Source organism: Crenothrix polyspora, from assembly GCF_900163755.1.
Taxonomy (GTDB): domain Bacteria; phylum Pseudomonadota; class Gammaproteobacteria; order Methylococcales; family Methylomonadaceae; genus Crenothrix; species Crenothrix polyspora.
Map to the genome: position 1 here is coordinate 1 of NZ_FUKI01000160.1, position 10,683 is coordinate 10,683.

Sequence of the window (10,683 nt, forward strand, 5' to 3'; positions counted from 1 at the left end):
TAAAAGTAACAATTTGAAAATTAAATGACTTTTTTACATGAAAAAAAGTGTACGGTAGTGAATTCCGCTTTGAATTGCGCGGCAAGGGCATCGACTTTATTTTGAATGAGGCCATTGCTGCTGATATGTACCAAGACATAGATGACAGAATGAAACCGCTCGTTCACGCCTGTTGCGAAACACTTGTGCGGTACAGGCAGCTAAGTGTGGGTAATATCATTATGGATGGCAATATTCTTATTACAGGGGAATTTGAGGTCATGCTGAGTCAGGGGCTAGGCCAGCACTTTGCACTTGATGAAAAGGCGCGGTTATTCCGCGATGCCAAACATATTTCCGATCTCCTGGAAGTGGTTATGGACAAAAGAAGCCGAGAACTGGAAAAAGGAAAATACCAGAACCCATCCCCAATAGGGCACACACCAAATCCCAGTAAGATAAAAAAAGGGCTTGAGAAACTGGGGGAACAAAACACCTACAGGCAACATCGCAGTGGCTTGCAGAAGGCAGGCAACTACGGCCAGGGTTAAGGCAGTTGCGCCCTGAGGATTTACCGCCTGATGTCACCACATCAATTGGGTATGACCATAGAGGGCATTGTTATATTTTCGAGCATAAGAAATTTGGGGCGTTGGGGAGGATCGTCCTGAGCAAGGTTAGTGAGCAAGAAATGTTGTTGCAGGCAGAACTATACAACGGACAGGAAAAGCAGGAATCCACTATCGAAAAAATGAAAAAGGAAATATTTGAGAAAGTGGTTACAACTGTTAGCGCCTGCTTTAATTCTGCCCTTTAAACATAAAAAATTATTTCACCACAGAGAACATGAAGGATAAACAACGAGTGTTGTGACAAACCATCCTTGGATAATTAACCTCTGTTTGGTCGTAAAGTGGTTAGGTGTAAAGATTCAATTAAAAAGGCGCACAATTGGCGTACAATATGGCCAGAACAACTGGAGATATCCATGCCTAGCTCAGAAATGCTTAAACAAGAACGCTTACATATCCGCCTTGATGCCGCTTCCAAGCAAATACTTGAGAAAGCGGCGGGGTATTGTCATAAAAAACTGTCCGATTTTGTGCTCTCACAGTCACTGGCAGCGGCGGAAAACATCATTAGCGAACATGAACAGATCACTTTATCCAATACGGATTGGGAACTGTTTTTAGATGTACTGGAAAATCCACCCGCTAAAAATGCCAAATTAAAAGAGGCCTTGGCATTACATAAAAAGTCGGTTGTTAGGGTTTGATGAGGCTACAGATCTGCCCATTACCCACAACTTTGAAAACGTTTACAATGCATAACCGTAAATTTACAACAAAGATAAGTCTATTAACTGGGCAAATGAAGAATTTGAGTCTGCTGACTTAGGTGACCAACGTAACAATGCTAGATTAATCAAATTGATGGATGACCTGTCAGCCAATATTGGAGCAAGTATCCCGCAATGTTGCGATGGCTGGGCAGCCACCAAGGCGGGCTACCGTTTTTTGGACAATCCTAACGTGGAGTGGCCAGCGATTTTAAGCCCCCACCGTGATAAAACCATTGAAAGAATGCAGGGTTACAATCGGGTTTTGTGTGTCCAAGACACCACGGAGCTGGATTTTACCGGCCATCCGAATATGCAAGGGCTGGGTCGGTTGAACCACGATTACCGCCAAGGCATGTATTGCCATCCGACCTTGGCGGTCAGTGAAACCGGTGTTGTATTGGGTGTCGTGGATGCCTGGATGTGGGCAAGAAAACCCAAAGGTGAAGACGACATCCGAGAAAGTGTACGTTGGACAGAAGGTTACGAGCGGGTTGCCGAACTGAAGCCTTTAGTCGGCACCACTGAATTAATGTACGTGGGCGATCGGGAATCTGATATCCGCGAACTGATGACGGCGGCACACAACTGTGGCCATAGCGCCCACTGGCTGGTACGGGCCAAACATAACCGTGTCACGGATGACGGGAAAGTGTGGGATCGGCTGGGTACAAAATGCATTCTGGGAACCGTGCAGTTTTCCTTGCCCCGCACCGCCAAGCGCAATGGCCGCATGGTAGAGCTGAACTTGCGAGTTGAGAGGGTAACGTTGCCTGCAACCAGAAATGCCCCCGCAGTAGAGGTGACCGCAATACTGGCCAGGGAAGACAATCCACCACCTGGCGAAACCCGTATTGAGTGGCGCTTGCTGACCGACGAGATTGTTACAAGCTTGGAAGAAGCCGTATTGCGAATAGATTGGTACCGTCTTAGGTGGATGATTGAAATTTTTTTTAGAACCTTAAAATCCGGCTGCAAGGTTGAAGAATTGCAACTGAACACCAAGGACCGGCTGGAAAAGGCCTTGGTAATTTATATGATACTGGCTTGGCGGGTATTATTGCTGGTGACATTGGGGCGCCAACTCCCTGACCTGTCGTGTGAAATCGTGTTTAGCAGTGAAGAATGGCAAGCGGCTTGGATTGTAAAAAAGAAGACACCATTGCCATCCCCACCCCCGACATTGGGTGAAATGGTTCTGATTATTGCCAGCTTTGGTGGTTTTTTGGGTCGGAAGGGCGATTCTGCACCAGGTGCCGAGGTTTTGTGGCGTGGTTTGCAGCGTGTCCGCGACTTCTCCGAAGGGATCAGTGCCGTTACGCAATCTTACGAATTAAAACTGGAATAATTGTGGGTAATGGACAGGGCTACAGATAGCGGTACTTAATGCGAGTCATCAGCGTAAACAATTCGACTGCGGTGATGCTAGCCTAAATGGCTATTTGCAGCATTATGCCCGTCAGAATGTAAAACACCGCATCAATAAGGTTTTCGTGGCGACAGACATAGATTCCACGCAAATCATCTTGGGCTATTATACTCTCAGCGCTGGCAGTATTCGTGCTGGTGACTTGCCGCCAGCGCATAAACGGCGTTTACCCAATTATCCTGTCCCCGTCGCTTTGCTAGGACGGCTCGCAGTTGATAAACATCATCAAGGCCAGCACTTGGGAGCCATTTTATTAGCTGATGCTATACAGCGCGTAGAGCAAGCCAGTGAAGTGTTGGCGGTTTATTCGGTAGTAGTAGACGCATTGAACCCATCGGCGGCCGAGTTTTATCAACGCTTTGGTTTCATCGCTTTTCCAGAGCAGCCCTTAAAATTATTCTTGCCCCTGGGCGTTTAATGAGGCAGAAGATGGCGATTGAATAAATCCGTTTAAAATCGTTATGAATTTCTCTAAACACACTTTATCAATGAACCAACTGTAATAAAGCAAGGGGTATAGTGATGAAACACTCGCCAGGTCAAATTGATTTTGAATATCAAGGTCAGCGTCTTAGGCTACAACGCATAAATGACAGACGGCATCGTGCTTGGTCTAACCGTAGCATTAGTATTGAAGCAGATTATAGTTTTTGGTATGAAATGGTTAAACAAAATCAAAACATCCCAAACCTTGCCCAATTTTATGCAACGTTTCAAGCAGCGTTTGGCGAAAGTGGTCAAGTTTATGATGATTGGAAAGGGGCTTTCAACTTTGCCTTTAAAGTTGATATATTCAAAGACAAGCAAACCATCCCTTATTTACTCAATGTTGTCAATTGGCGCAGCGCTGTCGAGTTTAGGTTCAAGAAAATCATTGCTCTCAGTGAAACCCATTTTGACAGGATGCTTGTCTATGAACCATTTGAACATGAGTTATCAAGGGAGCAAATAAATCGGTTGTCTGCTTATTTGTATGGCTATGCAGAGAGATTTTGGCAAACCAGCAGCAAAAATCAAACCCAATTTGTCAAGGAAGTGGCATCCAACCTCATTCTGTTTGGCTATGCTGACGACACATTTTTTCAACAACACTATGAAGACGAGGAGCAGTTTAGAATTTGTCGGGAACAAATGCGAGTGGCTTGAATTGTTGCCGCAAGGGGATACAACCTATGAGGACGTTAGCTGTTTACGACCGGTTAGCCTGCTTGGTTGCGGAAACTGGAATGGTAACCTTGGAAGGGCGTGCCAACAGAAAAACTATTTTTGGAATTCATATAAGGGGCTAGACCCCTACTAAAATTTAATTGGTTAAGGCCATTTAATTTGCTCATTGAAGACATCTTGTCAGAGATTGTGAAGGCGCATGCCAATGAACTGGGGTACTGGCTGCATAGGATAGATAGCGGCAGCCCGCCAACTGATCGGGTGAGGTTTCCGCCAAACCTCTATTTGACACAGTCCAGCCCATCAGGTGTCCAGTTGGTTTGCTGGCCTGCCACCTGCATTGACCCATGAGTTTTTCCGTGCATGCAGAGCCGGCAAGCTTGCAAGCGGTTGAATGGCAATGGGGAACATTATTTTTACAAGATTATGTTAATTCCAATTACAATTTTATGTTAATGGACGTTAATGGACGTTAATGGACGTTAATCGTTCATTTGCATAAAATTGTTCCTGAGCCACACATTATAAAACAATGACTTATAAAATACTGTCTACATTATTATGTAAATTTTCTTTGCACAATATTGTAGACCCGATAAACATTTGCAAAATAGTGTAGTCCCGATGGATAAGTGACGGGCTGTTCCTCAGTCCCGTCAAGCTGGGGACAGAGGGCTTCTGTTTTTTGTTCCTTTATGACCATCAGCTTGGCAATAGGGATGGCTACCTTGGGCGGGAACCGGTGGTTTCCGGTCCGGAATGTTTTGAAAAACTACACTTTTATGCAAAAAACGTGTAAATTGACACAATTAATGAAAAGCATAGTATTGATTTAAAAGTGTTTTTTCATTAATTGTGTCACCGTAGTGTTGAAAAATGACACAATTAATGAAAAATTTTTATAAAAATGACAGAAATAATGAAAAATCCTTACCCAAAAAATTGTGTCTTACTGGGAGCTGGCCGTCATGTTTTCCTGGGGGGTGACCGTTTTTTTCATTAACTCTGTCCCTACTTTTTCATTAATTTGTCACCGTTTTCATTAATGGTGTCAACTTACAAACCGGGAACAGTTTTCTGCACATGGACGGAAGTATGGCCTCCCTTTTTACTGCCTGCCACCCAGTATAGATAATACATCTTAGCGGTAATTTTCAGTAAATAAAGTGATATATTTATCGATAGGTGAGATAAATTATTGTAAAATTGATTTTATTGCGCGTCACTCACATCACCCAGAACGCTTTTAAAAACATCCACGTCAAATAGTCTCCATCAACATCCAGTTGCGCTAACTTTACTTTGCAGCATCCGATTATGCTTACACGCCGCGTGGTACTGTGTTATAAAGAACGACACAAGCTAGCCGTTACCATTGCATATTTGTTTTCGCTGCTTTTTCGCTGTTCACCTTAACGTTTCACGCCGCTGAAACAAGGAGTGGTGCCATTATTGCCGCACAACAATACCCTATGCAAAACCATCTTTTGGCTGCTCTGCCAGAAAAAATAACGGAGCGGCTTTTTCCGCATTTAGAGCTAATTTTGATGCCCTTAGGCGATGTCATCTACGAATCGGGGGGCTTATTGCAACATTTTTATTTTCCGACTACCTCAATCGTGTCCTTACATTATCTGATGGAAAACGGTGCATCCGCTGAAATTGCAGGCGTGGGTAATGAAGGTGTATTGGGTGTTTCCCTGTTTATGGGCGGAGATTCCACGCCCAGTTTGGCCACGGTACAAACGGCAGGTTACAGTTACCGGTTAAAAAAGCGTATATTGATGGAGGAATTTAACCGCACCGGCGGACGGCGCTGCGGTGTGCTACACAATTTAATGCTGCGTTACACCCAGGCATTAATGACCCAAATCTCCCAAACCGCCGTTTGCAATCGCCACCATTCCATAGAGCAGCAACTGTGCCGTTGGTTGTTGTTAACTTTGGATCGCTTGCCCTCGCATGATTTGACCATGACCCAGGAATTGATTGCCGGTATGCTCGGCGTGCGCCGTGAAGGCATTACCGAAGCGGCCGGAAAATTGCAACGCAATGGCCTGATCAGCTACCGGCGTGGCCATATTACCGTACTTGACCGAGCTGGCTTAGAAGCCAACACCTGCGAATGTTATGCCGTCGTTAAGCAAGAATTCCGTCGCTTATTGCATGAGGCAAAAAAACTTTAGGCGGATGGCCAAACTATTAGCCACTGTGTGCGGTAACGCACAGATAGTGGAAAGCCTTGCCACTATACTAAAGTGGGTTGCATAAAATTCACCTTGTCTCAAGGCGCATCATGTCTGAAAAAAATTCGACTCCCCCTTTACTAACGACGGCGCTAGCGCAGCGCAGGGTAGCTTTACCTTGAAATTGACACGTAAAAAAATAATGGCATCCTCTGCTGGCGTGGGCATACTTTTAGTAGTAGTAGTAGTGATAGCCTCGTTACGCGCTTTCAAACACAGCGAGGCATCCGCCCACATGCGTAAAGATACTTTAAATACCTTAATCTACACGAGCGATTTATTGTCTGAATTGACCGATGCCGAAACCGGCCAACGCGGTTACCTACTCACCGGTAACCTGATGTTTCTGCAACCTTATACCGCCTTGCGCGATAACGTCCACAGCCACCTGCAACAATTACAAGCAAATACTTTAAACGCTACTGCCCAAACGCATCTGGTTAAAGTGCTACCTTTGATTGATGCCAAATTGGCAGAATTGGCGCATGTCATTGAATTACGCCGTCATAATGATATGGACACCGCATTAAAAGTGGTGGCCGAAGGTGAAGGCAAGCGTTTGATGGATTTGATTCGTGCCCAGATCAATGCATTCATTGCAATACAAGAAAAGGCATTGGCGCAGCACGAGGCGGCGTTTCAATCAAGCATGCAGCAACTGTTAGCTATTATCATTGTTAGCGGTATGTTGATGGTGCTGTTTGCGCTGTCGTTCAGCTATTTTATGTACCGTCGAAGCCAGCAACAGCTTAAAAATGCCGTACATCTGAAAACGCGGCATTTACTCGCGCAACAAGAGCAGATGAATGGGCAATTGCAACAGAGTAATCTCGCTTTAGAGGGTAGCGAAGAAAAGCTTGCGGTGACACTTAACTCCATTGGCGATGGCGTAATCGCCACTGATGTGGAAGGACGGGTGACACTCCTTAATGCTGTGGCGGAACAGCTGACCGGTTGGACGCAAGCGGAAGCCATTGGTCGCCCAGTAGGCGAAATTTTTCATATCATCCACCAGGATACCCGTCAACCCAGTGCTATCCCCATCATGGCCGCCTTGGCGCATGGCGAAATACAGGTGATGACCAACCACACTTTACTGATTGCACACGACGGTAGCGAATGTATTATCGCTGACAGTTGCGCCCCGATTCGCGGCAAAAACTGTCAGGTGATCGGTGCCGTGCTGGTGTTTCGGGATGTGACCAAAGAATCAGTCGCCAAGCAGGCTGTGCGCGACAGTGCCGCGCTGATCCAGGCCATTCTCAATACCGTGGTAGACGGCATCATCACCTTTCATGCTTGCGGTGGCATTATTGAGACGGTTAACCCCACCATTGAAAAAATGTTTGGCTACAATGCAGCAGAACTCATCGGCCAAAACTTCAGCCTGCTGATACCTGAACTTGACGAAGATAAATGTAATCTGTGCTTGAATTTTAATGCGCGAGGCAAAATGCACAGCACCGGCCTTCAACAAGAAGTCGCGGGACACCGGAAAGATGGCAGTTTTTTCGCCTTGGAAATAGCCTTAGGCGAAATGGAGTTGAGTGGCCGACGTTACTTTACCGGCATTTTACGTGATATTACGGCCCGCAAGCAGGCCGAAGAAGCCTTGTTTAAAGCCAACGCCTTGCAGAACGCCATTTTTAATAGCGCCACTTTTTCCAGCATTGCCACCGATGAGAAAGGGATTATTCAGATTTTCAACGTCGGTGCAGAACGTATGCTGGGCTATAAGGCGGGTGATGTCATGAACAAGATCACGCCGGCCGATATTTCCGATCAACAGGAAGTTATTGCGCGTGCCAAGACGTTAAGTGCCGAGCTTGCCACACTGATTAAACCGGGCTTTGAAACCTTGGCATTCAAGGCATCACGCGGCATTGAGGATATTTATGAACTGACCTATCTCCGTAAGGATGGTAGCCGTCTTCCTGCGGTCGTATCTGTGACGGCGCTGCGCTGCGCTAACAATAAAATCATTGGCTATTTATTGATTGGTACCGACAATACCCAACGTAAGCAAAGTGAAATAGAGCAGAAAAAACTTTTTCAGCGTGCCCAGCTTGCCTTGGATGCCGGACAGTTGGGTGATTGGAGTTGGGATGCTGCGAGTAATTTAGTGACGCTGGGCGGGCGCTCTGCCAAGATGTACGGTTTTCCAGAGAGGGAATGTGTCACACGGGAGCAAATGCGTGCCTTATTATCCACAGAGGATGCCGATTATGCAGGTAAGGCATGGGATCAGGCGCTGGTTGAGCATACGGCCTACAACAATGAGTACAAAATAAATCTCGCTCTCGGTGAGCAACGCTGGATTTCCATGACCGGCTGTGGTAACTACGCAGAAGATGGCACCATACTTGGCATGACGGGGGTGATGCAGGACATCAGTGAGCGCAAATACAACGAAGCGAAACTGCACGAGTCCATTGCCACTGCCGAAAAAGCCAATCTCGCTAAATCAGAATTTTTGTCCAGCATGAGCCATGAGCTACGCACCCCGCTCAATGCTATCCTTGGCTTCTCACAATTGCTGGAAACGGGTAATCCGCTACCCACCGCAGCGCAGATGATAAGGCTACAGGAGATTATTAAAGCGGGCTGGTATTTGCTGGAGCTGATTAATGAAGTGCTGGATCTTTCGTTAATCGAGTCCGGCAAGCTGTTGCTGTCACCGGAGCCAGTGTTACTGGTGGATGCGCTATTGGAATGTGTAACCATGATAGAGCCACAGGCGCAACAGCATGCTATCACAATGACGTTGCTGCCTTTTGATAATACCTGGCTCATTACAGCAGACCGAACACGTTTGAAGCAGGTGCTGCTTAATTTACTGTCCAACGCCGTCAAATACAACAGCCAGCCTGGCACGGTTGAAGTGATCTGCGCCGAAATAAGCCCCAACCATATACGTATTGCCGTTAAGGACAGCGGTGCGGGACTGCCTGCCGAAAAATTAACGCAATTGTTCCAGCCCTTCAATCGGCTTGGACAGGAACACGGCAACGAGGAAGGCACCGGCATTGGCCTGGTGGTCACCAAAAAACTGGTCGAACTGATGGATGGTAGCATTGGTGTGGAAAGTACCGTTGGCGAGGGGAGCGTGTTCTGGGTGGAGTTTGTTAAGTGTGAGGTATTGCCAGCGGCGGATCATGCAACCCTGCCTATAAAATGGCTAGCGCCCGTGCCGGAACAACCGGCGTTGTACACGCTGCTTTATGTGGAAGACAACCCCGCTAATCTCATGCTGATTGAGCAAATAATAACAGCCTATCCCGATATCTGCCTGTTAAGCGCCCCCGATGCCAATATAGGCATGGCACTGGCGCGTGCTCATACCCCCGAAGTGATTTTAATGGATATTAATCTACCGGGGATCAGCGGCAGTAAGGCGCTGAAACTTTTGCGTAAAGATCCGGTAACAGCACACATCCCGGTTATCGCGCTCAGTGCCAATGCCATGCCCAGTGATATCAAAAATGGCCTGGAAGCGGGGTTTTTCCGCTATCTGACCAAACCCATTAAAATTAATGAATTTATGAAAGCGTTGGATGAAGCCTTGAAGCACGCCTAAACAAAACCACCTGGTAAAGGTAATGCAGCTAACGTTGGTATCAATAATGCCTAGTGGGATGATTATGTTGATGGCCAGTTTACCCCTACAACGGATTTAGGTACAGCGGCTGTTACCGCTGCCGATGAAGAAGGGGGAGCAAAGTAGGGGCTATCCACTTAAGACGGGACAATAAACTACAACTACCGTTCGGCCTGAGCTTGTCGAAGGCTGTTGTTCATGGTTCGACAAGCTCACCACGAACGGCTTAACCTGAAACTGTCCGCCTTAAATGGGTAGCCCAAAGTAGGCATGTAAGTAATCGACCATAAGTTGTTTAACATTTTATGGCTCATGCACCACGAAATATGGACATTGGGCGTTAAAAAACTTTTGAACGACTACTTATTAACTTATAAAGGGATTAAGAAGACGTACACCGGTATTCTCAAAATCTTTAACGTTACGCGTCACAACGGTCATGTCGTAAATTAGCGCAGTTGCTGCAATAAGTTTATCAAGCGCGTTCTGGGCATCGGGAACCCGCAGCCGTCCCCACAGCAGCGCAATATCGCTGTCAATATCCAGAATATGTGCCTGGTATTGTTGCAGTATGGCGGTTAACCAGCTTTCTAACAACGCGGCCTGAATGGGGTCACCGCGATGAAAAATAATATCAACCCCACGGCGCAATTCGCCAAGGGTAACCACTGAAATATAGAGGGGAATGTTTTGTACAACAGCGGCATCGAAAAATTGGCGCACACCGGCATTAGCGTTGCCCTTTTTTCTGATTTCACTGATGACATTGGTATCACACAAATACATCGGTAGCTTGCGTGTCGTCGTGTCTTTGAAAATCGGCATCAGTTCCGGCATTAGGCATGTTGGCCAGGACTTCAGCAAACCGACATTCCGCACCCCGCTCAACGTAAAAATTATTTAAACTGTATAGCCTATTAACATG

Annotated in this window: 10 protein-coding genes; 9 read left to right on the forward strand and 1 reads right to left on the reverse strand. The window is 46.4% G+C overall.

The annotated features are described in order from the left end of the window. Window positions 1-47 precede the first annotated feature (47 nt). The 9 genes from CRENPOLYSF2_RS16205 (at window position 48) to CRENPOLYSF2_RS19060 (ending at window position 9,737) form a co-directional block, all read left to right on the forward strand. Complete coding sequence (locus CRENPOLYSF2_RS16205; RefSeq protein WP_087144995.1) at window positions 48-530, forward strand: hypothetical protein; 483 nt, start codon at window positions 48-50, stop codon at window positions 528-530. Between the two features lie 5 nt (window positions 531-535). After that, window positions 536-796: a hypothetical protein gene (locus CRENPOLYSF2_RS16210; protein WP_087144996.1), complete on the forward strand. Its 261-nt coding sequence runs from the start codon at window positions 536-538 to the stop codon at window positions 794-796. Window positions 797-967: 171 nt separating this feature from the next. After that, entirely contained in the window at window positions 968-1,255 is a 288-nt protein-coding gene (locus CRENPOLYSF2_RS16215; protein WP_087144997.1) for a type II toxin-antitoxin system TacA family antitoxin, read from the forward strand. 82 nt (window positions 1,256-1,337) lie between these two features. Next, a complete protein-coding gene (locus CRENPOLYSF2_RS16220) occupies window positions 1,338-2,666 on the forward strand; it encodes an IS4 family transposase (RefSeq protein ID WP_087144998.1) in 1,329 nt (442 codons plus the stop codon). Window positions 2,667-2,811: 145 nt separating this feature from the next. Then, a complete protein-coding gene (locus tag CRENPOLYSF2_RS18650; protein WP_245808033.1) occupies window positions 2,812-3,165 on the forward strand; it encodes a GNAT family N-acetyltransferase in 354 nt (117 codons plus the stop codon). 104 nt (window positions 3,166-3,269) lie between these two features. Continuing rightward, window positions 3,270-3,893, forward strand: coding sequence for a hypothetical protein (locus CRENPOLYSF2_RS16225; RefSeq protein ID WP_087144999.1), 624 nt, complete (start codon window positions 3,270-3,272; stop codon window positions 3,891-3,893). Window positions 3,894-4,261: 368 nt separating this feature from the next. Next, window positions 4,262-4,390, forward strand: coding sequence for a hypothetical protein (locus CRENPOLYSF2_RS19390; RefSeq protein ID WP_272867709.1), 129 nt, complete (start codon window positions 4,262-4,264; stop codon window positions 4,388-4,390). Between the two features lie 996 nt (window positions 4,391-5,386). Next, complete coding sequence (locus CRENPOLYSF2_RS16230; protein WP_087145000.1) at window positions 5,387-6,100, forward strand: Crp/Fnr family transcriptional regulator; 714 nt, start codon at window positions 5,387-5,389, stop codon at window positions 6,098-6,100. A 202-nt stretch (window positions 6,101-6,302) separates the two neighbouring features. Beyond that, complete coding sequence (locus CRENPOLYSF2_RS19060; protein ID WP_087145001.1) at window positions 6,303-9,737, forward strand: PAS domain S-box protein; 3,435 nt, start codon at window positions 6,303-6,305, stop codon at window positions 9,735-9,737. 387 nt (window positions 9,738-10,124) lie between these two features. Here the strand turns inward: CRENPOLYSF2_RS19060 and CRENPOLYSF2_RS16240 are convergent, their stop codons facing one another. Beyond that, entirely contained in the window at window positions 10,125-10,544 is a 420-nt protein-coding gene (locus CRENPOLYSF2_RS16240; protein WP_087145002.1) for a type II toxin-antitoxin system VapC family toxin, read from the reverse strand. Window positions 10,545-10,683 lie beyond the last annotated feature (139 nt).